At 64.7% G+C, this 25,874-nt stretch carries 19 protein-coding genes; 7 read left to right on the top strand and 12 right to left on the bottom strand.

Annotation, left to right across the window (positions count from 1 at the left end; genetic code table 11):
• Positions 1-84 precede the first annotated feature (84 nt).
• Both NUW87_RS02065 and NUW87_RS02060 read left to right on the top strand, forming a co-directional pair.
• Positions 85-963 carry a DUF559 domain-containing protein gene (locus tag NUW87_RS02065; protein WP_269027053.1) on the top strand — a complete coding sequence of 293 codons (879 nt, stop codon included), beginning with the start codon at positions 85-87 and terminating at the stop codon, positions 961-963.
• 261 nt (positions 964-1,224) lie between these two features.
• Positions 1,225-1,431, top strand: coding sequence for a hypothetical protein (locus NUW87_RS02060; RefSeq protein WP_269027052.1), 207 nt, complete (start codon positions 1,225-1,227; stop codon positions 1,429-1,431).
• An 84-nt stretch (positions 1,432-1,515) separates the two neighbouring features.
• Here the strand turns inward: NUW87_RS02060 and NUW87_RS02055 are convergent, their stop codons facing one another.
• Positions 1,516-3,702, bottom strand: a complete 2,187-nt coding sequence (locus NUW87_RS02055) for an NADP-dependent isocitrate dehydrogenase (RefSeq protein WP_269027051.1) — start codon at positions 3,700-3,702, stop codon at positions 1,516-1,518.
• Between the two features lie 60 nt (positions 3,703-3,762).
• Here NUW87_RS02055 and NUW87_RS02050 point away from each other — a divergent pair, with 60 nt between their 5' ends.
• The 3 genes from NUW87_RS02050 to bsaP all read left to right on the top strand — a co-directional run bounded on the left by NUW87_RS02050 (position 3,763) and on the right by bsaP (position 6,030).
• Positions 3,763-4,677 (top strand): exodeoxyribonuclease III, encoded by a 915-nt coding sequence (locus NUW87_RS02050; RefSeq protein WP_269027050.1) that lies wholly within the window; start codon positions 3,763-3,765, stop codon positions 4,675-4,677.
• A gap of 75 nt (positions 4,678-4,752) precedes the next feature.
• The gene (gene bioB, locus NUW87_RS02045) at positions 4,753-5,814 is read left to right on the top strand and encodes a biotin synthase BioB (RefSeq protein ID WP_194560817.1); all 1,062 of its coding nucleotides are present in this window, start codon (positions 4,753-4,755) and stop codon (positions 5,812-5,814) included.
• Positions 5,815-5,826: 12 nt separating this feature from the next.
• Positions 5,827-6,030 carry a biotin synthase auxiliary protein BsaP gene (gene bsaP / locus NUW87_RS02040; RefSeq protein ID WP_070570538.1) on the top strand — a complete coding sequence of 68 codons (204 nt, stop codon included), beginning with the start codon at positions 5,827-5,829 and terminating at the stop codon, positions 6,028-6,030.
• Between the two features lie 18 nt (positions 6,031-6,048).
• On the opposite strand, the gene NUW87_RS02035 is transcribed toward bsaP, so the two are convergent.
• The 7 genes from NUW87_RS02035 to NUW87_RS02005 all read right to left on the bottom strand — a co-directional run bounded on the left by NUW87_RS02035 (position 6,049) and on the right by NUW87_RS02005 (position 20,584).
• Positions 6,049-6,732 carry a hypothetical protein gene (locus tag NUW87_RS02035; protein ID WP_269027049.1) on the bottom strand — a complete coding sequence of 228 codons (684 nt, stop codon included), beginning with the start codon at positions 6,730-6,732 and terminating at the stop codon, positions 6,049-6,051.
• Positions 6,729-7,412: a hypothetical protein gene (locus NUW87_RS02030; RefSeq protein WP_269027048.1), complete on the bottom strand. Its 684-nt coding sequence runs from the start codon at positions 7,410-7,412 to the stop codon at positions 6,729-6,731. The genes NUW87_RS02035 and NUW87_RS02030 overlap by 4 nt, the downstream gene beginning before the upstream one ends.
• On the bottom strand, positions 7,409-7,762 hold the full coding sequence (locus tag NUW87_RS02025) for a GntR family transcriptional regulator (RefSeq protein WP_269027047.1): 354 nt from the start codon (positions 7,760-7,762) through the stop codon (positions 7,409-7,411). Before NUW87_RS02025 ends, NUW87_RS02030 begins: the two co-directional genes overlap by 4 nt.
• Before the next feature lie 98 nt (positions 7,763-7,860).
• Positions 7,861-9,663: an acetyl/propionyl/methylcrotonyl-CoA carboxylase subunit alpha gene (locus NUW87_RS02020; protein WP_269027046.1), complete on the bottom strand. Its 1,803-nt coding sequence runs from the start codon at positions 9,661-9,663 to the stop codon at positions 7,861-7,863.
• A 14-nt stretch (positions 9,664-9,677) separates the two neighbouring features.
• The gene (locus NUW87_RS02015; RefSeq protein ID WP_168684811.1) at positions 9,678-9,872 is read right to left on the bottom strand and encodes a hypothetical protein; all 195 of its coding nucleotides are present in this window, start codon (positions 9,870-9,872) and stop codon (positions 9,678-9,680) included.
• A gap of 11 nt (positions 9,873-9,883) precedes the next feature.
• Positions 9,884-18,916 carry a type I polyketide synthase gene (locus tag NUW87_RS02010; protein WP_269027045.1) on the bottom strand — a complete coding sequence of 3,011 codons (9,033 nt, stop codon included), beginning with the start codon at positions 18,914-18,916 and terminating at the stop codon, positions 9,884-9,886.
• Positions 18,917-18,952: 36 nt separating this feature from the next.
• On the bottom strand, positions 18,953-20,584 hold the full coding sequence (locus tag NUW87_RS02005) for an acyl-CoA carboxylase subunit beta (RefSeq protein ID WP_269027044.1): 1,632 nt from the start codon (positions 20,582-20,584) through the stop codon (positions 18,953-18,955).
• Positions 20,585-20,708: 124 nt separating this feature from the next.
• On the opposite strand from NUW87_RS02005, the gene acpS reads away from it, so the two are divergent.
• Positions 20,709-21,116, top strand: coding sequence for a holo-ACP synthase AcpS (gene acpS, locus NUW87_RS02000; RefSeq protein ID WP_269027043.1), 408 nt, complete (start codon positions 20,709-20,711; stop codon positions 21,114-21,116).
• 168 nt (positions 21,117-21,284) lie between these two features.
• Here the strand turns inward: acpS and NUW87_RS01995 are convergent, their stop codons facing one another.
• Positions 21,285-21,974: a type 1 glutamine amidotransferase gene (locus NUW87_RS01995; RefSeq protein ID WP_239219715.1), complete on the bottom strand. Its 690-nt coding sequence runs from the start codon at positions 21,972-21,974 to the stop codon at positions 21,285-21,287.
• Between the two features lie 12 nt (positions 21,975-21,986).
• Positions 21,987-22,502 (bottom strand): CAP domain-containing protein, encoded by a 516-nt coding sequence (locus tag NUW87_RS01990; protein ID WP_269027041.1) that lies wholly within the window; start codon positions 22,500-22,502, stop codon positions 21,987-21,989.
• 39 nt (positions 22,503-22,541) lie between these two features.
• Here NUW87_RS01990 and trpS point away from each other — a divergent pair, with 39 nt between their 5' ends.
• Positions 22,542-23,552, top strand: a complete 1,011-nt coding sequence (trpS, locus tag NUW87_RS01985) for a tryptophan--tRNA ligase (protein ID WP_269027229.1) — start codon at positions 22,542-22,544, stop codon at positions 23,550-23,552.
• 40 nt (positions 23,553-23,592) lie between these two features.
• On the opposite strand, the gene NUW87_RS01980 is transcribed toward trpS, so the two are convergent.
• Positions 23,593-25,485, bottom strand: coding sequence for a heavy metal translocating P-type ATPase (locus tag NUW87_RS01980; RefSeq protein WP_269027040.1), 1,893 nt, complete (start codon positions 25,483-25,485; stop codon positions 23,593-23,595).
• Complete coding sequence (cmtR, locus tag NUW87_RS01975) at positions 25,482-25,841, bottom strand: Cd(II)/Pb(II)-sensing metalloregulatory transcriptional regulator CmtR (RefSeq protein ID WP_034662574.1); 360 nt, start codon at positions 25,839-25,841, stop codon at positions 25,482-25,484. Before cmtR ends, NUW87_RS01980 begins: the two co-directional genes overlap by 4 nt.
• Positions 25,842-25,874 lie beyond the last annotated feature (33 nt).

Genomic DNA, 25,874 nt, shown 5'->3' with positions numbered 1-25,874 from the left:
CGGGGTTCCGTGCGTCTAAGAGCCATGGGGATGGACCGAGAAGACGCACATGAACTGGGGCGTTGGGAAGAACGGAAAAGGGAGTTGAGGGCGGAGCTCGTCGATAAGCGAAGGCTCGCGCACGACACCTTCCCTGATGAGGAGTTTGTGGAGCTGGAACCGACTGTGTGGTTTCCGACTGCGACGTGGGGCGAGCTGAAATACCACGAACGGCAGTGGCTGCGCGTGGAGGCCGCCGCGATGGTGAGCAACGCCGCCGTGTTGGTGGGGAGGTCGGCGGCGCGGAAGCTGGGCATGTGGGTGATCTCACGCGGAGAGGAACCGGTGGAAGTGGCGCTGCCGTCGCGGAGTGTGTCGCAGAGCCGAGCCCAAAGTGGGCGCTACGCGTTTCGGTTTTCCAAGCTTCGTCGCGATGAGCAGTTGATCTACGAAGGACACTGCATCACTACTCCGACTCGCACGTTCATCGATATCGCCCGCTACCACGGGTTCATCGAAGGGCTCATCGCCGCCGACTATCTGCTGCGCCGCGGCATTGAAAGGGACGCGATTGAAAAAGAGATCCGGAAAATGGGGCGGGCCAAGGGGATCGGTGTGGCCCGGAAGTGTTTGGAGCACGCCATACCGAATTCGGATTCGGCGTACGAATCCCTGGCCAGAGGGTTGTTGATCGAGGCTGGGATCGGGCCGGTGGTCGCCCAGGCCAGGATCGAGCGCTACTTTGCCGACCTTTTGGTCCAGGGATGGCTGATCATCGAAATCGACGGCGAAATCAAATACGAGCGTGACGACGCTGGCGAGGTGTGGAAGAAGGAATTCAGCCGCCAGAAACGGATTGGCAACAAGGGCTACGTGATCTTGCGGTTCGAATCCAAGCTCCTGCGGGAACAACCCCACGTGTTCATCGCGGAAGTTCGGGCTGCGCTGGCCGGCACCGAGGTGCTGGCGGCGCGGATGGGCTAGATGCTTACTGCAGGATGCTTACCCGTTCCTAGATGCTTACTCCCAAGTGCTTACTTCTCGACGAACCCCCGGCTGGTTCTTTCGCGTTACTCGAGAAATAAGCATCCTCGGGTAAGCATTTAACCGGGGTAAGCATCCTCGGGTAAGCATCCTGGGCGAGTCGAATGGACCAAGCCATTCAAAGAAAGTACGAAAGTTCCTAGTGTTCAGGGTGGCCCGCCGATACGCTGCGGGGAGCACCCACACTGGAAAGGACCCACTATGAACCGCACCACGATCGCGAGCGTGATTGCGCTCGTGCTGTTTCTCGCACTCATTGTGGCTGGGCTCGTGTTGAGCAAGAGCTACTTCAATGCGAAGGAGCTGCAGGCGCTCCTTGACGGTGCCGCTGAGCAGGGAATCGGGTACGAAGTGCATATCCACAATCCCTGGACCGGGGATTACTCCTTTCACCCCGAGGCGGGATAGCCGCTCAGGCAAATTACAGCGCAACAAAAACCGGCCGGCGCCGGGGCGCGAAACCCCGGCACCGGCCGATCTCAGATCAGCGAGCTACTTCTCCAGTTCGTCGATGATCTTGTTGAAGGTTGCGGACGGGCGCATGACCGCGGAGGTCTTTTCCTCGTCCGGCCAGTAGTAGCCGCCGAGGTCGGCAGCGTTGCCCTGGGCGTCCAGGAGCTCCTTGTCAATCACATCGGCGTTGTCGCGCAGGTCCTTCGCGATCGGGCCGAAGACCTCGGCCAGCTCGGCGTCGTCGGACTGGGCTGCCAGTGCCTCTGCCCAGAACAGGGAGAGCCAGAAGTGGGAGCCGCGGTCGTCGATCTCGTTGACCTTGCGGGACGGGGACTTGCCTTCGTCGAGAAGCTTCTCGGTGGCCTGGTCCAGCGCGGCGGCCAGGACACCGGCGCGCTCGTTGCCGTTCGTGTTCTTCTCGTGGCGGAAGGACTCAGCCAGTGCGAGGTACTCGCCGAGGGAGTCCCAACGCAGGTGGTTTTCTTCCTGGACCTGCTGGACGTGCTTCGGGGCGGAGCCGCCGGCACCGGTCTCGAACAGGCCACCGCCAGCCATCAGCGGGACCACGGAGAGCATCTTCGCGGAGGTGCCCAGCTCGAGGATCGGGAACAGGTCCGTGTTGTAGTCACGCAGGACGTTGCCGGTCACAGAGATGGTGTCTTCGCCGCGGCGGATGCGCTCCACGGAGGTCTTGGTGGCCTCGACCGGGGAGGCGATGGAGATGTCCAGACCCTCGGTGTCGTGATCCTGCAGGTACTTGTTCACCAGCTCGATCAGGTTGCGGTCGTGGGCACGCTCCTCATCCAGCCAGAAGATGGTCTTCATGCCGGACAGGCGTGCGCGGTTGACGGCCAGCTTGACCCAGTCCTGGATCGGGGCGTCCTTGGTCTGGCATGCGCGCCAGATGTCGCCGGACTCCACGTCGTGCTCGATCAGCACGTCGCCGGCGGAGTTCACAACCTGGACCTTGCCGTCGGCCGGCACCTTGAAGGTCTTGTCGTGGGAGCCGTACTCCTCAGCCTTCTTGGCCATCAGGCCGACGTTCGGGACGGTGCCCATGGTGGTCGGGTCGTAGGCGCCGTTTGCGCGGCAGTCGTCGATCACGGTCTGGTACACACCGGCGTAGGAGGAATCCGGGATGACGGCCAGGGTGTCCTGCTCCTGGTCGTCGGCGTTCCACATGTGGCCGGAGGTGCGGATCATCGCCGGCATGGAAGCGTCGATGATCACGTCCGACGGCACGTGCAGGTTGGTGATGCCCTTGGCGGAGTTCACCTGCGCCAGAGCCGGACCGTCCTGCAGGGCCTTGTCGAAGGCGGCGCGGATCTCCTCGCCGTTTTCCAGCTCGGACAGGCCTTCGTAGATGGCGCCGAGGCCGTTCTCGCCGTCCAGGCCGGCTGCGAGCAGCTCCTCGCCGTACTTGTCGTAGACGTCCTTGAAGTACGCGCGCACGACGTGGCCGAAGATGATCGGGTCGGAGACCTTCATCATGGTGGCCTTCAGGTGCGCGGAGAAGAGCACGCCTTCGTCCTTGGCGCGCTTCACTGCGTCCAGCAGGAAGGCGTCGAGAGCCTTGGCGGACATGTAGGTGCCGTCGATGACCTCGCCGGCTTCCACCTTGAGGCCGTCCTTGAGCACCTCCTCGCCGCCGTCAGCCTTGACCAGCTTGATGGTCAAGGTGTCTTCGGACGGCATAATGACGGACTTCTCGTTGTGGCGGAAGTCGCCGGAGTCCATCGTCGCCACGTTGGTCTTCGAGTCGGAGGACCACTCGCCCATGGAGTGCGGGTGCTTCTTGGTGAAGTTCTTCACGGCCTCCGGGGCGCGGCGGTCGGAGTTGCCCTCGCGCAGCACCGGGTTCACAGCGGAGCCCTTGACCGCGTCGTACTTCTCCTGCGCGTCCTCGTAATCCGGGATGTCAAAGCCGGCGGCCTGCAGCTCGGCGATGGCCTTCTTTAGCTGCACCAGGGAAGCGGAGATGTTCGGAAGCTTGATGATGTTGGCTTCCGGCGTCTTCGCCAGCTCACCGAGCTGCGCGAGCGCGTCGTCGACCTTCTTGTCGCCGAGGCGGTCCGGGAACTGCGCGAGGATGCGGCCGGCCAGCGAGATGTCGGCGGTGTCCACGTCGATGCCGGCGCGGGAAGCGAAGGCCTCCACGATCGGCTTGAGGGAGTACGTCGCCAGCAGCGGCGCTTCGTCGGTGCGGGTCCAAATGATCTTCGCCATAATGCTCCTTAGGTATAAGGTGTCTGACTTCAGCCAACCAGACTACTAGGGTCATCACACATGAGTCTCACAATCGCGTCGGTCAACGTCAACGGCATCCGCGCCGCCACCAAAATCCGCAACGAAAACAACCCGGGCATGCTGGCCTGGCTCGATGAAACCCCAGCGGATGTGGTGCTTATGCAGGAGGTTCGCGCCACCGTCGACCAGGCGCGCGCGGCGTTAGCGCCCGCGCTCGATGAAGGGTGGCATCTCGCCGTCGCCCCCGCGGAGACCCCCGGCGCGAAGGGGCGCGCGGGTGTGGGCATCCTGTCTCGCACTCCGCTTCACGACGTCACCTTCGGCATCCCCAGTTTCGAAGATGCCGGACGCTTTATCGCGGCCACACTTTCCGACGGCACCCGCGTCGGCTCGTTGTACCTGCCGTCGGGATCTGCCGACACCCCGAAGCAGGACGAGAAGTACCGCTTCCTCGACGAGTTCGAGCCGCTCCTGGAACAGTGGGCGGGCGAGTACCCGGACATGGTCATCGGCGGCGATTGGAACATCTGCCACCGCCGCGAGGATCTGAAGAATTGGAAAACCAACCGCAAGAAGTCGGGCTTTTTGCCGCACGAGCGCGCGTTCATGGACGCGGTATTCGGCTGCTTCCCGGATGAACAGCCGCAGGACTTAGACGTGAAGGCTGATGCCGTTTGGGCGGGCGCTGTGGAGTACGCGGCCGGAGGGCGTCGTGAAGCGAATGGCTCCCCGAAGTGGTTCGACGTTGCACGCAGGCTGCACCCGGAGGACGCGCCGTACACCTGGTGGACGTTCCGCGGCCAGGCCTTCAACAACGACGCGGGCTGGCGCATTGACGTGCAGGCGGCCACCGCGAACATGCTGGAGCGCGCCGAGCGCACCTGGGTGGATAAGGCGCCCACGGTGGAGCAGCGGTGGTCCGACCACTCGCCGCTTTTGGTTGAATACCGCTAATTGCTGAACACCGTTCAAGGACGGTCTACACTGGCACCTACTTGTGATGTGAACCACCAAGATTGGAGTGCAGCGATGACTGACATCCTTGAAATCGCACGCGAAAAGGCCCTGGAAAACGGCGAGGGGCTGAACAAGGAGGAGCTCGTCCAGATCCTCAACATCGAAGACGAGCGCCTGCCGGAACTGCTCGACCTGGCGCACCAGGTGCGCATCAAGCACTGCGGCGTGGACGTCTCCCTCGAGGGCATCATCTCCCTGAAGACGGGCGGCTGCCCCGAAGACTGCCACTTCTGCTCCCAGTCCGGCCTCTTCGAGTCCCCGGTCCGCTCTGTGACCCTGGACATCAACGAGCTGGTGGAAGCCGCGAAGCAGTCCGAGAAGATGGGCGCGTCCGAGTTCTGCATCGTCGCCGCTGTGAAGGGCCCGACCCAGCAGCTGCTCGACCAGGTCGCCGAAGCCGTCACCGCCATCCAGGACGAGGTGGACATCTCCATTTCCGCCTCCCTGGGCATCCTCACCCGCGACCAAGCGCACCAGCTGGCCAAGATGGGCGTGTCCCGCTACAACCACAACTTCGAAACCGCAGAGTCCTTCTTCCCCAACGTGGTGACCACCCACACCTGGCAAGAGCGCAAGGACACCCTGGAAAACGTGCTGGCAGAGGGTATGGAAACCTGCTGCGGCGGCATCATCGGCCTGGGCGAGACCATCGAGCAGCGCGCCGAATTCGCCGTGCAGCTCGCGGAAATCCAGCCGCACGAGGTGCCGATGAACTTCCTCGACCCGCGCCCGGGCACCCCGTTCGCGGACCGTCCGCTGGTCCCGCAGGGCGAGGCGCTGCGCGCCGTCGCCGCATTCCGCCTGGCCATGCCGTCGACCCAGTTGCGCTTTGCGGGTGGCACGGAGCTCGCGCTTGGCGACGACGGCACCGAAGCCGGCCTCCAAGGCGGCGCCAACGCCATTATCGGTGGCAACTACCTGACCACTTTTGGCCGCCCGATGGAGAAGGACCGCGACGCCGTCGACCGTGTGATGGAGGGCGCAACGCCGGGCGTGAACCTGGGCATTACCCCGGTGGGCGAGAAGGCCAACTCCGGCCACGGCGTGCTCTACGACACCATCAAGTCGCTGTAAGAAGATCCGGTAATGAAAATCCCGGATTCAACGGAACTCGCCGACGCAGTCCTCTCCGGCGAGATCGCCTGGCCGCTTGACCCGGCCAGGCCATACGATGCGCCGCGTATATGTCCGCTATGTCAGCGGCGCATGGTGGTAAAAATCAGCCCGATGGCGTGGGAGGCTGCCTGCTCCCGCCATGGGCTGCTGCGCTCCGAATGGTTGGAGAAGTAGCAGGGGCGGGAGTGGCTGCTAGCGCACGAAGCGCCTCGTGTTGCGAAACGCCACCGCGCTGACGGCGAGTGTGACCAAGCATGCGGCGCTTACGCCACCGACGGCGGCGGTGTACCAATCGTCTACATGGGACTCAGTAGCCCAGTACAACGCGACCGCGATGAGGAACGTGGCAAATGCGGTAATGAGACCGCGCCCCGCGCCGAAGGAGGCGTAGACCAAGCCGAGCGCAACCCCCACGATGGCAGCAACGAAGAAGAACGCGATGTGGAGCAGCACCGTCCACGCCATTGACGAGGTGTCTTGCCCGGCGTTCGCCATGATGTAGGGGGTGCCGTTAGTGTCCACCCAGGGCACGTCTGCGCCGTTGGTGAAGAGGAACAGGTCATAGGCTTGGTAGTACGGGCTCTTGAACTGGTTGTAGATCGAGGATGCCGCGGTGGGGACGCCCAGCGCCACTGCCGCCACGATGGATGTGAGTGTGGCTGAGTTCATCCACGTAGTAAAGCTTGCGCCGATCTGGTTCAACGCACTCCACTGCGCACCTGCCAGGATGAATAGGACGGTCAGTGCGAAGCCTCCGAAGACGGTCCAGAGGGAGCCATCGCCCTGGTAGAAACGGCCCAGCGGGACTAGGACCAGCAAAACAGCCAGTGTTGCCAGGTAGGACAGTGGTTTGAAGGGGCTGAGGAAGAGTTTCATCGTGCGGGCCTTTCCGTCGCGAGGAGGTCAATGAGTTCGGCATCGTCCGGGTACTCGATGGGCAAGTGGACATCGGCCTCGCCGATAGGTTCGGCGAACGTCGCGCGTGTCGTGGGCCCGAGACTCGCCGTCTCGGCGACGGGGAAGCGGGCGATAAGGTCTTTGATCTCGGCGGTGGGGCCGGTGACCGTTGGAAAGCACAGGCGGGCGTCGTCGAGTGGGACTGGGCGCGAAACCACCCGATCAAACACTTGGATGACATGGGTGGCGAGACCCACGAAGTCCTCCGGGCGATGCGATGCCATCACCACTCTGCGCTGCGGGTTCTCCGCGATGTAGTCGATCAGTCTCTGGCGGACCTGTTTGCGGGTGGTGGTGTCGATGCCGTCAAACGGCTCGTCGAGAAGCAGTAGGTCCTTACCTATGGCCAGGGCAATCTCAATGGTGAGGAGGCGGCGTTGCCCAACGGAGAGGTCTCTGATGCGGGCGTTGGGAAAGTCTAGGTCCACGTGCGGGTAGATCGCTGCGACTGCGCGCAGGTGATCGTCCACGGTTGTGCCCGCAAACTTCGCGTCCGCACCAGCCGGCACCAATGCAGCGTGCGGGCCCATGAGTGTGTGCAGGTAGTGGGTTTTGCCGGCGGCGTTCGGGCCGACCAGCGCGTAAAAACCGGGGTTCATCGGGTGCGCTCCTTTTCAATCATTGCGGTCAGCTCCTCGGTGGTGATGCCGAGTTGGTTGGCCTCATGGACAAACGGTTGGACAAAATCGCGGGCAAATGCATCACGACGCGTACGTAACACCTGCTCACGCGCACTCTCCAGGACGAACATGCCAAGCCCGCGGCGTTTCTCCAGGAGGCCCTCGTTGAACAGTTCGGTGAGCGCCTTGGCGGAGGTGGTGGGGTTGACGGAGTAATAAGCGGACAACTCGTTAGTGGACGGCACCCGGTCGCCGGGGGCGAGGGTGTCAGCGCCGATGAGGTCACGTAACTCATCTGCAATTTGTTGGTATATGGGTTTACCACTCATGTGGGTAACCATAGAACCGAAAAGCCCGGCGCGTCAACCCCCAATTTTTGACGCGCCGGGTGAGATCCGGTTATGTCGATGAAACCGCAGGCCAGCGGCTACTCGGCGTCGGTGATGTCGAGGAGTGCCGCGCCCTTATCTACATGGCTGCCGGCCTCCACCGCGAGGTTCTTCACAACACCGCTCTTGTGAGCCTTGACCGGGTTTTCCATCTTCATGGCCTCGAGGATGACCACGATGTCACCGGCTTCGACTCGAGCACCTTCGGTAACTTCGGACTTCACCACGGTGCCCTGCATCGGTGCGGTCAGGGTGTCTGCGCTGGCTGCGCCCTTGCCGGAACCCTTGCCTCCCGATCCACCGCTACGGGAGCGGCGCTTGCGGTCGCGGCGAGTCAAAGCAGAGGCGCCGAGAAGCAACGTCTCCGGCAGAGTGATCTCGATCGATCGGCCGTTGACCCCGACGGAGACGGTTCGGCGTCGCACCTCATCCTGGTCACTGTCGTCGCCAGCGCCGTCGGACTCGTAGGGCGCGACGTCCGGGTCCCATTCCTCTTCGATCCAGCGGGTGTATACGGCGAATTGGGAGGCGTCGCCGGTGAAGGCGTCGTCGTCAAGCATGCGCTGGTGGAAAGGAATGATGGTCGGCATGCCTTCGACCCGGAATTCGGCGAGGGCGCGCTTGGCGCGGGCGATGGCCTGGTCGCGTGTTTCGCCGCGGACGATGAGTTTGGCCAGCATCGAGTCGAACTGGCCGCCGATGGTGGAGCCGGCGCGGATGCCGGAGTCGACGCGCACGCCGGGGCCTGCGGGTTCGATGTAAGCGGTGGCGGTGCCGGGCATGGGCATGAAGTTGGTGCCGGCGTCTTCGGCGGTGATGCGGAACTCGAAGGCGTGGCCGGTGGGCTCCAGATCGGCGTCGAAACGCAGCGGCTCGCCGGCGGCGATGCGGAACTGCTCGATGACAAGGTCCACTCCGGTGGTTTCTTCGGTGACGGGGTGCTCGACCTGGAGGCGGGTGTTGACCTCAAGGAAGGAGATCAGCCCGTCAGCACCGACGAGATATTCCACGGTGCCAACGCCCACGTAGCCTGCTCGCTTCGTAATCGCTTTGGCAGACTCGTGGATGCGTTCGCGCTGCTCATCGGTGAGATATGGGGCGGGGGCTTCCTCGATGAGCTTTTGGAACCTGCGCTGCACGGAGCAGTCGCGGGTGCCAGCGACGATGACGTTGCCGTGCGTATCCGCCAGCACCTGTGCTTCAACGTGGCGGGCGCGGTCGAGGTAGCGCTCCACGAAGCACTCGCCACGGCCGAACGCTGCTTTGGCTTCTCGGGTGGCGGACTCGAACAGCTCGCGGATCTCGCCACGCGTGCGGGCGACCTTCATACCGCGGCCGCCACCACCGTACGCCGCCTTGATAGCCACCGGCAGACCGTGTTCGTCGGCAAACGCGAGCACCTCGTCCGCGCTGTCTACCGGGTCCTTTGTGCCCGGCACCAGTGGGGCGTCGACCTCTTCAGCGATGCGTCGGGCAGTGACCTTGTCGCCAAGCGCGTCGATGGCCCGCGGCGGCGGTCCGATCCAGGTCAGACCCTCGTCAATGACGCGCCGGGCGAACTCGGCGTTTTCCGCCAAAAAGCCGTAGCCGGGGTGGACGGCGTCCGCACCGCTGTCGCGGCAAGCCTTGAGCACTTTGTCGATATCCAGATAGCTTTGCGACGACGTCTCGCCACCGATCCCAATCGCCTCATCCGCCATTTCGGCGTAGGGCGCGTCCTTGTCGGGGTCGGCGTAGATCGCCACGGAGGCAAGGCCTGCGTCGCGGGCTGCGCGGATGATACGGACCGCGATCTCGCCGCGGTTGGCGACGAGGACCTTGCGGAACGGAAAGTCATGCATATGTGCGGTCCTTTCTAGAAGTAGGTGACGTTGCCGATGGTTGGCTGGCCGAACGCATCGCCGAACATGTTGTCTTCGTAGGCAGCACCGGCGCCGGCCTCAGCAGCGGAGGTGGCCTGCCAGGTTTGGGCCTCGGCGAGCACGGTGGTCAGTGCTGCCAGTTCGTCGTGGGACAGCGACGTGTCGTCGGTACGAAACAGTGGTGTCATGGTGACTCTCCTTAAACGGTCGGGGTCGCGGTCGGGTACGTGCCGTCGACGTTGAGACGGGCATCGGGGTTGAGCAGGAGTGCGATCTCGTCGGCGTGGTCGTCGATACCAGTGAAGCGGCGGTTCTCCACCTGGGTGAAGAGGTCGGCGCGGCCGATCATCCCGGCCTCGAGTCGGCTTGCGCCCTGGGCGAGGCGTTCGGTGGCGCGCTCACGCCAGGCGTCGGCGTCGCGGTTGTCGCGTTTCAGTGCGGCTTCGAACACACCCGGGTGGCCCAGCACCACGAGCGCGCCGACGTGGCCGAAACCGAGCGAGGTCAGGGCCGCCGCCTTCACGTTGCCGGCTCCGAGAGCGAGCGGGGAGCGCAGCCACACCAGGTTGGTTGCCTTCGACTCGATGAGAGGGTCGACGCAGTCCAGCGAGGCGTTCGGCGGGAGGTCGCCGGTTGTCAGGACATCGAGAAGTCCGCCGGTCTGCAGCAGCGCCGCACCTGCCTTGGAGTGACCGGTGAGGGTCTTCTGCGAGATGACGTACATCGGTGCATCCGGGTCGCGGCCAACGGCCGGCCACAGCACGGAGTGCAGTTCGGACTCGTTCGGATCGTTGGCGTTGGTGGAGGTGTCGTGCTTGGACAAGACGGTGACATCATCAGGCGTGAGTCCCAGCGAGGACAGGGATCGGGCCAGGCGCGAGTCGGTACCGCCGCAGGCCGCCGCCAGCACGCCGAGGCCTGGTGCCGGGATGGAGGTGTGTGCGCCGTCGCCGAAGCTGGAGGCGTACGCGACCACTGCCAGCACCGGCAGGCCGAGCTCGGCGGCGAGGGTGCCGCGGGCGAGCAGGACCGTGCCGCCGCCTTCGGCTTCGAGGAAGCCGCCGCGTCGACGGTCGTTGGCGCGTGAGATGAAGCGGCCGTCGATACCTTGTGCCGTCATCTTGGCGGTTTCGGCGGTGGCGTTCATGTCGCCGAAGCCCTGGAGGGATTCGACCTGGACGTCGTCGATACCACCGGCGACGACAAAGTCGGCCTTGCCCAGCGCAATCTTGTCCACCGCTTCTTCGATGCTGACTGCGGCGGTGGCGCACGCGCCGACCGGGTGGATCATGGAGCCGTAGCCGCCGACAAGCGCCTGCATGGTGTGCGCGGCTACCACGTTGGGCAGCGCTTCCTGCAGGATGTCAGTCTGGCGTTCCTCGCCGATGAAGCGGGAGACGAATACCTTGTGCAGCGATTCCATTCCGCCAATACCGGTGCCTTGGGTGGTGGCGATGAAAGATGGGTGCACCTTCTGCAGGAGCTCCGCCGGGGTGAATCCGGCGTTGATGAACGCGTCGACGGCGGTGACCAGGTTCCAGGCGGCCATGCGGTCCATTCCGTCGGCCATCTGGGCGGGGATGCCCCACTTGGTCGGGTCGAACCCGTCCGGCATCTGGCCAGCGACGGTGCGCGACAAGGTGGCCTTCTTCGGCACGTGTGCCAGGGCACCGGCGTGGCGTGTCACGCTCCATTCGCCGTCGATCTGGCGGATAGTGGTCTTCTCACCGTCGCCTTCCACGTATGCAAGTGCTTCTTCTTCCGTGGTCACGGTAAACGTGATGTCGCGGTCAAGGTAGACCTGCTCAAGGTCGATGGAGCCTTGGTCGGTGAGGAAGTACTTGTCCGTCAGCGTGCGGATGCCGCTGCGTGCGATGACGTCGTCGCGGAAGCGTTCGTAGATGTCCTCCTCGGCAACCTCCGCGCCGTCTTCGTCGTACCAGGCCGGGTTCGGGTCCTCGGACCAGGTGATCAGGCCCATCATCCACGCCAGTTCGAGGACGCCGGCTGCAGTGAGGTCGACCTCGCCGGTGCGCGTGATGCCGTATTCGGCTTCGCGGCGGGTGCGTCCGGAGCCCCAGCTGGATACTTCGCCGATGCCGACGACAACCACCATGTCGTCCAGCGAGCAGGTGACATCGCCCACGCTCGCCGGTGCGGGTTGGCGCGGGGTAGTGACGTTTGGCAGTGCGCGCACCGTGGCGCCATTGCTTGTCGACGACTCCGTGCCCGCCGCATCCACACGTGCATTCCGTGCCAGATCGGCGATGGACACGCCTGCCTTCTCGAGCCCGCCAGTGAGATCGAGATCCAGCGGGGACTGCTTCGCCTGCTCACGGGATTCCTCGGTGACCAGGCCGAGCAGCTGCGTGGAGATCTCCTCCGGGCTCCACACGTGAATACCTGCAGCCTGTGCCGCCGGGACGAGACCATCGTTGCCGCCCATCAGGTGCGTGCCGGCAACCCAGCCGATGCGGGCCTGCGCCAGGGTGACACCTTCCGGCCAGCCGGTTTCCGCAGACCACTTGTTCACAATCGCGTCGAAGGCAGCCTTGACCTCGCCGTAGGCGCCGTCGCCACCGAACGTGCCGCGGTTCGGCGAGCCCGGCAGAACGATGTGAGCGCGCTCGGCAGGGAAGTTATCGCCGCGCTGCGCCAAGTCGGACAGGCCGGCAATGGTGCGTTCGACCGACCACAGCAGCAGGCGGGCCTGCGTTTCGGCGTTGCCACCGACCTCTGCGAGCGAGCCGGACACAGGAGGTGCGGCGAACGGGAAGGCAAGCGTCGGGGTGAGTGCCGGTTTGATGATCTTGACGTCCTTGCCGACGGTTTCCTTCTGCTCGGACCCGATCCAGTCGATGAGTGCATCGATGTCGCGGTAGGACGACAGGTTCGTCGGCACCAGCCACAGGCGCGCGCCCACGGAGGCGTGCTCGGCGAAGAGGGTGCGGGCGAATTCCTTGCGCGCCTGGCTGACGTTGGACGCTGTCATGATGACCGTCGCACCGCCTGCGAGCAGGCGTTCCACCACTGCGGTGGCGATGGAACCCGGCGCGGCACCGGTGACTAAGGCGACGTCGTCTGCGTACGGCTCGTTCGCGTCGGCGATGGCGGCTGCTGCGATCTCGCCGAGTACGTTGCGACGATCACCTTCTGCGCGCTTGGCGTACCACTCGGCCTGCTTGGCCACGGTGGAGCCGGTGCCAGCGAAGCGCTGTGGTGCGAGGTCGATCTCACCGAGGGCGACGCGTGCGAGGTCTTCGCGGGCTTGGGCCCAGCGGTCGTCGAAAAGCACTGCCTTGCGCTCGTCGAAGACTGGGGTGACCTGCTTGACCCAGCCGGAGCCGAGTTCTGCCTCGATCGTTTCCACGATCGTGGTGTCCGGTGCGGGGATTTCCGCGACTTCGTCTTCGATGCCGAGCTTGTTCAGCAACGTGCGGGCGGTGGCCACCAGGGTGTCGGTGACTTCGTCCTTGTAGGCGTCGAGTGCAGCCGAATCCACCACTCCGCCGCCGGAGGAACCGCCGCTGGTGGCCTGGGAGACTGCAACGCCGTAGCGTGCGGCGACGTTTTGTACCGCCTGGTCGATCAGTGCCGTGATCTCCGCCTTGGTCGTGGCCGACGGCAGGCTGTTGAGCGAACCGCCACGCACCGATTCCTCAGTGCGGCTGCCCAACAAGATCTCAGCTTCGACGTGCGCGGTCCAGGTTGTGGGCAGGCCCCACGCGGCCGCGAGGTGCTCGCCGACAAACGCCGGCTTCAGGCCTGCGCTGCCGAAGAGTTGACGCAGGCGGGTGCCCACGGCCTCGGACAGGACAGCACCGAACGGGGTGTAGCCCGGTGCGGCGGTGTTCACACGCGTGTTCAGCGTAGCCACGTCGGCCTCCGCTGCGCCGTCGATGGCAGGCACGCCGAGCTCGGCGGACATGTCCATGAGCAGCTGGTTGCGCCGCGACGACACGCCGCCGGTGAGCTCCTCAATCGTGTCCGAAGCGTTGATCTGCTCGGGACGGATCTTGTTCTGCAGCGCGAACAGGACGGTGATCGCATCGGCTGCGGTGAAGGGAAGGTCGGACACGGGCGCGCCGGATGCCGGTGCAGCCGGTGCTGCCGGTGCTGACTCTGCTGGTGCGGCGGGTGCTGCCTCGGCTGCCGGTTGTGGGGCGGATTCGGTCGCTGGGGTCGAGTCGGCTTCTGTGTCGGCCGGGGCGTCGTCGACAAGCACGGGCTCCGGCGCGGCAACCACGTCGTTGAGCATGACGATGTCCTGGCTTGCCTCAACGTTGAAAACCGGCACGTGAATGCCGATGACATCCATCTCGCGCTTTGCCAGGTTGGTCAGCGTCGGTGAAGAGGCAAGGCCGACCTCGATGACCTGGTCGATGCGACCAAGCAGGTAGTCCTGGGTTTCAATCCAGCGCACAGGGGAGGCGAACTGCCACGCCAACAACTCGATGAGCAGCGTGCGCGCGAGCGTGTTGCGTTCGGTGTTCTCCGGCGTCATGCCCTTGAGGCGTTCGGAGGGGACCTCGTTGGTGACGGCGTCGATGAACTCTTGCGTCAGCGCAAACGGCTTGGCCACCAAGTTCGGAATGTAGCGGTCCACCAGCGTGTCCACGTCGATGATTTCCGGCATGTACTCGTCGAGCTTTTCGGCGAAGTCTGCAACACCCTCGCGCAGCACGCGTGAGTGGAACGGAACGTCCACGCCTGGAACCGTGACGTAGGCGCGTGGATTAACCGAGTTAGCCTTGCGCTCCAGGGCGGCAAGGCCGCGCTTCGTGCCAGCCACGGAGTACTGCTGGCCCTTGATGTTGTAGTTGACAATCTCCAAGAACTCGCCGGAATCCTGCGCAACACCAGCGACGTACGCTTCGACCTTGTCCGGGCCGACACCGATCATGTTCGGGCGCAGCGCACCCATGCCGTAGTCGGAGTTGCCCTCCGCGTCGCGTGGCACCAGGGAACCCATGGCGGAGCCACGCGAGTACACGATGTCGATGACCGCTTCCAGGTCAAAGATGTTGCCCAGGGCTGCAAGCGCGGTGTATTCACCGAGCGAGTGGCCCGCAAAGTACGCGCCGGAGGCCAACGTGTTGGCCTCGTTCAGGCGCTGCGTCTGCGCGTAGGCGACAACGGCCATGGCCACCTGCGTGAACTGGGTCAGGTGCAGGACGCCATCCGGGTGTTTGAACTCCAGACCGCGGATGACCAGGCGCGACGGGTTGTCTTCCACAATGCGCTGGATGGAAAACCCGTGGGTCTCACGCGTGTGGCGGTCAGCGCGGCGCCACACGTCGCGCGCGGCAGCGGAAGCCGCACGGTCGCCGTTGCCCATGCCCTGGGTTTGAATGCCCTGGCCGGGATAGACGTAGGCGGTGCGCGGCTGGGCCAGAAGCGCCTGACCACGGGAGACGACGTCGCCGGCGATACGGCAGGTCACCTCAAGGGCCTGCTGGATGCCGACGCGGCCGACGCGCTCGACGGTGATCTCTACATCGTCGTCAAGCTGCACCATGCCGTACATGGAGTAGGTCCAGCCGATGACCTGGCCGTGGCCAGCAGCCAGGTGCTGTGCGGTGGCGGATAGCCACATGCCGTGCACCAGCGGCGCATCCAGGTTGACCAGGGCTGCTGCGTTGGCGGAGGTGTGAATCGGGTTGTAGTCGCCGGAGACCAGAGCAAACGGGGTCATGTCCGACGGTGCGCGCACCACGGTGCGGTCCATGAACGAACGCGGGGTCGGCTCAACCTGCTCGCTTGCTGCACCACCACCGTAGGCCGGTGCCGGGACCGGCATTGCAGTACCGGTGGCGCGACCACGGATGGCAAAGCGCTGCATCTGGGTTGCCACAACCTCGTCGCCGGAGCGCAGCTCCAACTCGACGGTGACAATGCGGCCAGAGGTGGACTCAGCAATCGAGGTGCACTTGGAGGTCACGTCGATGCGCCGGCCATCTGCAAGCTCGGTAAGCGGGACGCGCAGGTCGATGACGTGATCCAGGTGGACGGCGTTGAGCAGGCCCTCGATCACCGGCGTGCCGTCAGCCAACTTGCCGGAGCCCAGCGCTGCGTAGATCGCCGGCCAGCAGGGGCCAACCAGCACGTCTGGCGTGCCCACCACAGCGTTGTCGGCCACAGCGCCGCCGGTGACTGCAGAGTGCGATGCCAAAAGGGAAGCGGGCAGCGTAAACGACGAGCGCGCCACACCAAAAGGCGCGTCTTCGGTCGGTGCCTCGATCTGCGGGATCTCAGTAATCGTGTCGCCGGCTTCGCTGACCGAACCGACACCAGCCAGGCCAGACAGCAGCTCGAAGACGCTGTCAGACAGGCGATCGCCGTCCACAATCGGGGAGGCACCCGTGCCCGCACCGGCAGGGATCTCGACCGGGATGTTCACCTCACGCACGTAGAACGGACGCTGGTCGTCCGGCAGGTGGTCCCACGCGGAATCAGCGTGGATTCGGATCGTCCACTCGCGCTCACCAGCCGTGTTGGTGGTTGCCTCCACGTCGAAGGCGTCCTCGTCCAGCGCGTATGCAGGGTTGGCCATCAGGTGGCCGTGCCACACCAAGGTCGGGCAGGAGCGCAGATACGCGGCCTCGTCGGCGGCGTCGCTACGTCGAGCGAAGCGGGATTCGGCGGTGGCGCCGTCGTCGATAAGCATCTGCGTCGCGGCATCCTCAAAACGTGCCAGCAACTGCGCAACCGGCTCGTTCTTACGCGTAATACCAGCAACCGCAACCGGGCCCGGGATAATGCGCACCTGGTCAGCGGTGTAGCGCTCATCCTGTGCCTGCCACAAGGTGTCCTTGCCAAACCAGGACTTCAGATCCGCATCAAGTGCTGGCACCCACGGCAACGGCTTCGGGTAGGCATAGTGCAGACCGATCCACCACGCCGCATCGCGCGGGGAAACCACGACCTCGCGCGCCTGCGGGTAGTGCTGCAGCAAGGTGCTGAGACCATCGCGCGGGGAGATCTCGACATCGTCGGGGAAGAGGGTCGGGATCTCGCCATGGTCGGCCTCGTTCAGACGTGCCTCGATGCGCTGGAGCAACGCAACAAAGCGCGCGTTCCAGGTCTGGTCGATAAACGGATCGGCGAGCTCGACGAAGCGCTTGACCCACTCGGCGTACGTCATCGTCTCCACGTCGCCGAAGTACGGCTTCGCCGTCTTCGACAGTGCCTCGATGATCTCCTCGCGGTGCGCCGGGTACTCCTCAATATCCAACGAGGCGATGAACCGTGCCGCCTTGGCAAAGGAGTTGTCCAGGTCGTGCAAGTCCGCCAGCAGGTGCGATTGCGACGACGCCACACCCGCTACGCCGCGACCGCGGCCGACCCAACCGCCGTTGTTCTCCGGCGGCAGGCCAGGCGTGTCCACGAGCAGCTGCTTGACCGAATCCGTGGCCTTCGCCTCCTTCGTGGCCATAGCCACGGTGCCGACGAACACTCCATCCACCGGCATCGCAGGCAAACCGAACTTCTCAGACCAACGGCCCGTAATCAGCTCCGCGGCACGCTCCGGCGAGTACACGCCACCGCCGACGGTGAGCACCGCGTTGTCGTGCGCGCGGATCTCGGGGTAGGTCTCCAACAGCATGTCCTCCAGATCAACCCAGGAGTGGTGGCCGCCAGCGTGGCCGTCCTCCACCATCAAGATGACCTGGTCGTCCGGGTTCGCCGCAGCGATTGCGAGCGCGTTGCGGATCTGCTGCGTTGTACCGGGCTTGAGCGCAATGTAAGGGAAGCCATCCTGGTGCAGCTGCGCGAACAGCTCTGTGGCCTCGTCGACGTCCGGAATGCCCGCGGAGATACACACGCCGTTAAACGGAGCACCAGCAGCGCGGGCCTTCGGCACCATGCGCGTTTGGCCGAATTGCAGGTTCCACAGGAAGCGGTCGAAGAACATGGTGTTGAACTGCGCGGTGCGACCAGGCTGCAAAAACGCCTTGAGGTTGGCGGTGTGCTTGCCAAACTCCTCCTCGGAGTACATGCCGCCACCGGCAAGTTCCGCCCAGTAGCCGGCGTTGGCAGCGGCGGCGACAATCTCGCCGTCCGCGGACGTTGGGGTCATGCCACCCAGGATGATCGGGGACAGACCAGTTAGCGACGAGAACTTCGTCTGCGTGTACGTCTTGCCATCCGGCAGCGCGATCACTCGTGGCGCGTAGGCCGAGTAGTCCACGCCCTGCGGCAACTCAGCGCCCGGGCGTGCAAGCTCGTCGCGCTTCGCGGCGGTGGACGCGTCCAACACAGCGACGCCGGAGCCGTTGGCCAAGTTGGTCGCAATCGTCGCCGTAGCCGTATCAAACGTGAAAATGTGGCTCGCGCCCTGGGCAATCAGGTCGCGCACAGTTTCGGTGAAGTCGAACCGGTCCACCAAAATTGATTGCGCAAGTTCACGGGGAGTGGTGGTTTCAAAGGTGATGCCGCACGCGTCCGCCCACTGCTGCGCCAACTCCACAGCGGGGACGTTCGTGTCCACGTGGAAGGGGTACGCAACATCAAGCGAGTCGAACACCGGCGTGATTTCGGATCCGCCGTACTCCACTTCCAACTTGGCGTTGTAGTTGCTCGCAGCCGCTTCGATGTCCTTGCGTGCCTGCGTGAGCGCCTCCGGGCTGCCAGACAGCACCACGTGGCGGTGCCCATTGATCACGCTGATAGGAGCCGCTTGCGTATCGACGACAAACTCACCGACCTGCTCAGGCGTCAGCCCACGAACCGAAAGCATCCGGCTGCGCGAGTCGGCGCCACCGTACACGTTGGTTGCGGCAGCACCCATGATGAAGGCGAACGCAAGAGCTTTCTCCGCAGCCTGTGGGCCGTTGGCGCGATTGAGCGCGGCGGCGCCCAAGATGCCCTGGGAGTGTCCAGCGAACAGTGCGTCGGTGGTGTCGAGCCCGAGCTGCTCGAGATCTTCCGCGGCAACAATCTGCGACAGCAGAATCGCCGGTGCACTGACCGCGGGCAGGGCGTCGATCGCCTCGTGCGAGGTGTCCGCATCCATCGCGTCGCGAATACGCTGCACAACTCCTGGCACGACAGAGGCCAACGGGCGGGCAACAGCAGCGGTGAGGGACTGGGCGTCGTTAAGAAGCTGCTCCATGCGGAAACGTGCCACAGGAGTCGCGGCAGCATCAGCGAGCGCCTGCTGCCAGGAAGAACCCTGCCCCGGGAACAGGATTGCGGGACGCTTCAGGGAAGAAAAAGAGGTGGAATTCATAACAGTGTCCTTATGGTCCTTTGCATCGGAGCGGGATTAGAGCGGGATATTGCCGTGCTTGCGCATTGGACGCGCTACGGTCTTGTCACGGAAGAAACGCAGTTGCGCTGCGATAACAGCACGGGTTTCGCTTGGGAGGATGACCGAATCGATCAGGCCTCGCTCAGCGGCCTTGTACGGGTTGAGCATCTCGTCCTCGTAGTTGCGCTCGTACTGCGCAATCAGTTCGCGGAGCTCCTCGTCGTTCACGCCGGAATCGCGGGCGTTTGCAATGTCTTTGCGGTTGATGAAGCCGACCGCGCCAGACGCACCCATCACCGCGATCTGCGCGGTAGGCCATGCCAAGTTCACATCGGCGCCAAGGCCTTTTGAGCCCATCACGCAATACGCGCCGCCGTATGCCTTGCGCATGGTCACGGTCACCTTCGGCACGGTTGCTTCGCCGTAGGCGTACAGCAGCTTTGCACCGCGGCGCAGAATGCCGCTGTGCTCCTGGTTCGCGCCGGGCAGGAAGCCGGGTACGTCCACCAGCATGACAATCGGGATGTTGAAGCTGTCGCACGTGCGGATGAAACGCGCGGCCTTTTCCGCCGAATCGATGTCCAAGCAACCTGCGAGCACCATGGGCTGATTAGCGACGAAGCCCACCGGCTGGTCCTCAATCCGGCCAAACGCAGTGACGACGTTTTCAGCACGCTGCTCCATGACCTCCAGGAATTCGCCGTCGTCCGCGATATGCGCAATCACGTCGCGGACCTCGTAGGGGGTGTTGGGCGAGTCTGGGATCAATGAATCCAGCGCGGCAGCATCGGTGGCGTCTGCCTCTGCATCGGTTGGGGTTGCGGGACGCGGCGCCGACTTCTGGCGGTTGTTCGACGGCAAGTACTCAAGCAAGTCAGCCACCCAGTCGAGCGCATCCTCATCGGATTCCGCAACGTAGTGGCAGTTGCCGCCCTGCTGCATGTGCATCCAGGCGCCGCCGAGCTCTTCTTGTGAGATTTCCTCGCCCGTGACCGTCTTGATTACGTCCGGGCCGGTGACGAACATCTTCGAGGTCTCGTCCACCATGACCACAAAGTCAGTCAGCGCGGGGGAGTAGGCGTTACCGCCCGCGCACGCCCCCATGATCACGGAGATCTGTGGGACCACGCCGGAGGCTTCGATGTTGTGCAGGAAGGTCCGCGCGATCCAGTCCAACGACACCGCACCGTCCTGGATGCGGGCGCCTGCGCCTTCGTAAAGCCCGATCAGCGGACGGCCGGTGGTCACGGCGAGGCGCTGGATCTTGGTCATCTTCTCGCCGTAGACCTCACCCAACGCGCCTCCAAAGACGGTGCCGTCCTGGGAAAAGACGCACACTTCGCGGCCGTCGATGGTGCCGTGGCCGCACACGATGCCGTCTGTTGCCGGGCGCTTGGCCTGCATACCGAAGTCGTGGGTGCGGTGGCGCACCAGCTGGTCGGTTTCCACGAAGGAGCCCTCATCGAGCAGGTAGTCCAGGCGCTCGCGTGCGGTGAGGCGGCCGGCGGAACGGACTTTGTCCAGGGGTTTCGGCCCCAGCGGTTCGTGTGCCTCGGTGCGCAGGCGCCGCAGTTCCGCTATTTTGTCGGCTGTTGACGAACGTTGTTTGTCATCCAAAATAGTTTTGGAGTCAAAATTAAAAGCCATGCGGGCATAGTAAACCTACTGAAGCGTAAGTAAAAGGATTGGCCACGATTCACAGAAAATAGCCAGCATTTCTTATGCGATCGCAAACACAACAAAGTCGCAACCGCCGACGGGAGGAACGCGCATGTACATCGGCACTGACCTGGTCCACATTCCCGGTTTGGCCCAGCAAATGAAGTTGCCGGGATCCACCTTCATGCAGGTGTTTACCGACCGGGAGCGGCGCGAATGTGCCGCGAAGCCGGACTCGGTCGCATCGCTGGCTGGCCGCTGGGCCGTGAAAGAGGCTTACGTCAAAGCCTGGGCGTCCACCCGCTTCGGGCGGCCGCCGCAAATCGCCCCCGATGACTTCAATTTCGCGGAGGTAGAGGTAGTTCAGGATGCGTTCGGTCGCCCCGCGGTCCAGCTGCACGGCCGCGCCGGGGAGGTTGGGCCGCCGGTTTGCAGCGTGAGTATCAGCCACGACGGCGACTACGCCGTGGCCGTGGTTGCAGTGGAGGTGGCCACAGGGGCGGGCTGCGGCAGCCTCTAGATGCTTACCCCAGGATGCTTATCCCTCGAGAGCGATCGACCGTTGTGGAGCGCGCCACTCGAGAAGTAAGCATCCTGGAGTAAGCATCCTCGGAATTGGGGGCGGAATGGGCCGGAATTGGGCCGGAATGGGACCGGAATGGGGGCGGGGCAGCGGCGACCATTTCCGTTAGCGCCAGGCGCGGGCCGCGGCGACGAAGCCCTCGGCCAGCCTTTCGCCGGTGCGGGTGAGATGATCGTCGTGGCGCAGCAGCTCCGCTTCGACCGCGGCACCGTAGTGGCCGCCATTCGCCGCCCACTGGCCGGCCACCTCCGGCGAGCACTCCGGGTGAAACTGCACCGAGACGATCGACCCCAGACGCATGGCCTGAATCGGGCAGCGCTCGCTGGAGGCCAGGAGTGTCGCGCCGGGAGGAAGCGCGACTACCGCGTCGTGGTGGGATTGCTCGACCATCAAGGATGCGCCGAGGGGGCCGAGCAGGGGATCGTCCACGCCAGCGTCGGTCAACGTCACCTGGGTGGCGCCTTCCTCGTCTTGCGTCGCTAGACCGACGGAAACCTCGCCGCCGAAACAGTCGGCGATGATCTGGTGGCCCAGGCAGATGCCGAGCACGGGTCTGCCCGATTCGAAGGCGCTGCGGAGCAGCTCGTGCACCGCCGGTAGCCACGGCGACGCGTGCGTGTCCAGCGCATTCGCGCGTCCGCCGAGGAGGATGAGGGGGTCACCGGAGGCGTCGATAGGCAATGGCTTCTCGCCGCTGAGATCGACGGTGCGCAGGGTGGCGCCGGCGCGCTCGAGCCACGGGCCGAGGCGTTGCAGCGGCGCGGCGGCATCGGGTTGGAGGACGGTGACGCGCATTGGCGGAGGCGTTTAGAAGTAGTAGCCGAAGTTCTGCGTTGCGTAACGCTTGCCGCCCTTGTCGGCGATGCCCACGCCGATGTGGGTGTACCGGGTGTGCAGCATGTTGGCGCGGTGGCCGGGGGAGTTCGCCCACTGCTGCACCATCGCGTCAGCCGTGGCGGACGGGGAGTTCTGCAGGATGTTCTCGCCCATGACCAGGTTGGGCTGCTCCGGCATCTTCAACGGCGAACGGTGCTCGAAGTTGCCGGTGCGCGCCATCGTTTCAGACCATTCCTGGGCGAACGTGTTCATCTCCGGCAGCGGCTTCAGGGCCGGCAGCCCGTGGTCGGCGCGGAACCGGTTGGTGGCATCGATGAGCTCCTGCTGCGATACCTCCACCGTGCGGGAGCCGAACGGTGAGGAGCTGCCGGAGGAGGACTCCACTCCCAGCTGGTTGCCCAGACCGGCAATGGCGCTGATGAGGGTGATCAACGTGACCAGGGCTGCGAGACCCTGCTGAATCTGACGCATATCGAGTTGTGGCACGAGCAATCCTTTCAAAGGCGGTGATGGGCTAACTATATGATGAACCCCATGCAACGCGTGCTTTCCGGAATCCAGCCCACCGCCGACTCCTACCACCTGGGTAACTACCTCGGTGCGCTGAAACAGTGGATCGACCTGCAGGACGGCTACGACGCCTTCTACTTCATCCCGGACCTGCATGCCATCACCGTGGACCAGGACCCCGAGGAGCTGCGCCACCGCACCCTCGCCGGCTGCGCCCAGCTGATCGCGCTCGGCATCGACCCGGAGCGCTCCACCTTGTTCGTGCAGTCGCACGTGCCCGAGCACGCCGAGCTGACGTGGGTGCTGCAGTGCCTGACCGGCTTCGGCGAGGCGAGCCGCATGACGCAGTTCAAGGACAAGTCCGCCAAGCAGGGTCAGGACCGCACCTCCGTGGGCCTGTTCACCTACCCGGTGCTCATGGCGGCCGACATTTTGCTGTACTCCCCGCAACTTGTACCGGTGGGTGAGGACCAGCGCCAGCACCTGGAGCTGACTCGCAACCTCGCGGAGCGCTTCAACTCCCGCTACGGCAAGACCTTCACCGTGCCGGAGGGCACGATCGTTGAGGGCGCGGCGAAGATCTACGACCTGCAGGATCCCACCTCGAAGATGTCCAAGTCGGGTGCGAACCCGAAGGGCATTGTGAACCTGCTGGACGCACCGAAGACGTCCGCAAAGCGCATCCGCTCCGCCGTGACCGACAATGATGGCGTGATCGCCTACGACAAGGAGAACAAGCCGGGCGTGTCCAACCTGCTGGTCATCCAGTCGGCGCTGACCGGCAAGCCTATCGACGACATCGTCGCCGGCTACGAGGGCCAGGGCTACGGCGCGCTCAAGGTCGACACCGCAGAAGCACTCGAAGCGTTCACCACGCCGCTTCGCGCCCGCTACGACGAGCTGATGTCCGACCGCGGCGAGCTCGAAGCCATCCTGGCCCGCGGTGCCGAACGCGCCCGCGAGGTCGCGGCCCCGCTGTTGGCCGACGTGTACGACAAGGTCGGCTTCCTCGCACCGAAGCGCTAGGGGCTCGCGGCGGGGCCGGGGGTCCGCTTCCGGCGCAGCCTCAGTGCTTCGCTCGTGCGGCCCGCAGGCCGTTCAAGATCACGATGACTTCGGCGACCTCGTGAACCAATACGACGGCGGCTAGGCCCAGCACGCCGGTGATCGCCAGTGGCATCAACACGATGATGATGGCCAGAGACAGCACGATGTTCTGGTTGATGATCCTGCTGCCTCGGCGGGCGTGCTGCAGCGCTTGCGGGATCAGTCGGAGGTCGTGGCCGGTGAAGGCGACGTCAGCGGAATCGATCGCGGCATCAGAGCCAGTCGCTCCCATCGCTATGCCCACCGTCGCGCCCGCCAGTGCCGGCGCGTCGTTGATGCCGTCGCCGATCATCGCCGTCGGTGTCTTAGAGGAGAATGCGGCGACAATGCTTGCCTTGTCCTCCGGGCGCAGCTCGGCGCGCACGTCATCGATTCCGGCGATTTCAGCCAGCGCCCGGGCGGTGCGAGTGTTGTCGCCGGTGAGCATGCTCACTTCCACATCGTTGGCGCGCAGGGTCTGCACGGCTTCGGGCACCTCGGGCCGCAGCTCGTCGCGGACACCGACCGCTCCGGCGAGGGTGTCATCGACGGTGACCAGGACGCAGGTCTGGCCCTCGGACTCCATGCGCTCAACGTCTGTCTTCAGTGGCCCGGCGTCGATCCACCGGGGGCTGCCCACCAGCACCCGTCGACCTTCGACGGTGCCGCCGATGCCATGCCCGGCTTCCTCGCTGATGTCCAGGGCGGCGGGCGCTTCGGGCCCCGCTGCCGCGATCGCCGCGGCGAGGGGGTGCGTCGATTGCTGCTCAACTGCCGCCGCGAAAGCAAGCACCTGAGCCCGATCGAACCCGTCTGCCGGGACCACGCCGGTAACCTCGGGCTGGTTGCGGGTGAGGGTTCCGGTCTTGTCCACCGCCAGGTGACGGATGCCGCCGAGCCGCTCGAACGCCGCGCCGGACTTGATGACCACGCCGAACTGGCTGGCCGCGCCGATCGCGGCCACGACCGTCAGCGGCACGGAGATTGCCAGCGCGCACGGCGACGCTGCGACCAGAACCACCAACGCACGGGTGATCCACGTCTCGGGGTCGCCCAGCAGCGAGCCGATCACGCCGACTAGCACCGCCAGGATCATCACCCCGGGCACTAGGGGTTGAGCAATCCGGTCGGCGATCCGGGCGCGGTCGCCCTTTTCCGCCTGCGCCTGCTCGACCAGGTCCACGAGTGTGGTCAGCGAGTTGTCCGTTCCAGCTGCGGTCGTCTCTACTTCCAGCACACCGGCGGAGTTGATCGCTCCCGCGGGCACCTCGTCGCCGGGCGCAACCTCCTCCGGAATGGATTCTCCGGTGATCGCTGAGGTGTCAAGGCTGGAGCGCCCAGACCGAATGATGCCGTCCGTGGCGATCCGCTCTCCGGGGCGCACGAGCATAAGCTCGCCAGCCACGAGGTCCTTCGCTGCGACCTCGACCGACGTGCCGTCGCGCAGCACCGTCGCGGTCTGCGGCACCAACTTCAACAGTGCCCGCAGTCCGCCCTGCGCCCGGTCCATCGCCTTGTCTTCCAGTGCCTCGGCGATCGAGTACAGGAACGCTAGCGCCGCGGCCTCCCCGACGTAACCGAGGATCACGGCGCCGACCGCGCTGATCGTCATCAGCAAACCAATGCCGAGCTTGCGCTTCGTGACAAGGTTCCGGATCGCGCCGGGCGCGAACGTATACGCCCCTAGCAGCAGGCCGACCCAGAACAGTACTGTCGCGGGTGTCTCTAGCCCGGACCAGCCCAGCGTCAGGCCTATGCAGAGGGCTACGCCGGAGAAGATCGGCAGCAGCAACTCGGGGTCCTTCCACCATGGCCGATCGAGTTCTTCGATCTCTGTGGTGGGTTCGTGTTCGCATCCACACGCCGAGCTCATGCGTCCGCTCCCTTCTCGCCGCAGCCGGGCACCGAGCACTCAGGGTCGATGCACGGGGCATTTTCGTCGACAGCCAACGTCGCGTTCACCAGCGCGTTGAGCGCTGCCGCGAGGTGCGGATCGGCGATTTCGTAGCGGGTCTTGCGGCCCTCCGGCTCGGCGACGACGATGCCGCAGTCACGCAGGCAGGTCAGGTGGTTCGAGACGTTTGAGCGGGTCAGGTCCAGGTCGCGCGAGAGCACGGCCGGGTAGCTCGGGCCGTCGAGTAGTGTCATCAGGATTCTGGAACGCGTCGGATCCGCCATGGCCCGGCCGAGCCGGTTCATGACGTCGAGGCGTGAAGCAATAGTCAGCATGAACTGAACTATACAGTATGTCCTGAACTATAC

The organism is Corynebacterium pilbarense (genome assembly GCF_026930265.1).
Lineage (GTDB): Bacteria > Actinomycetota > Actinomycetes > Mycobacteriales > Mycobacteriaceae > Corynebacterium > Corynebacterium pilbarense.
The sequence above is the reverse complement of the archived record's forward strand: the minus strand, read 5'-3'. Positions and strand labels throughout refer to the sequence as shown.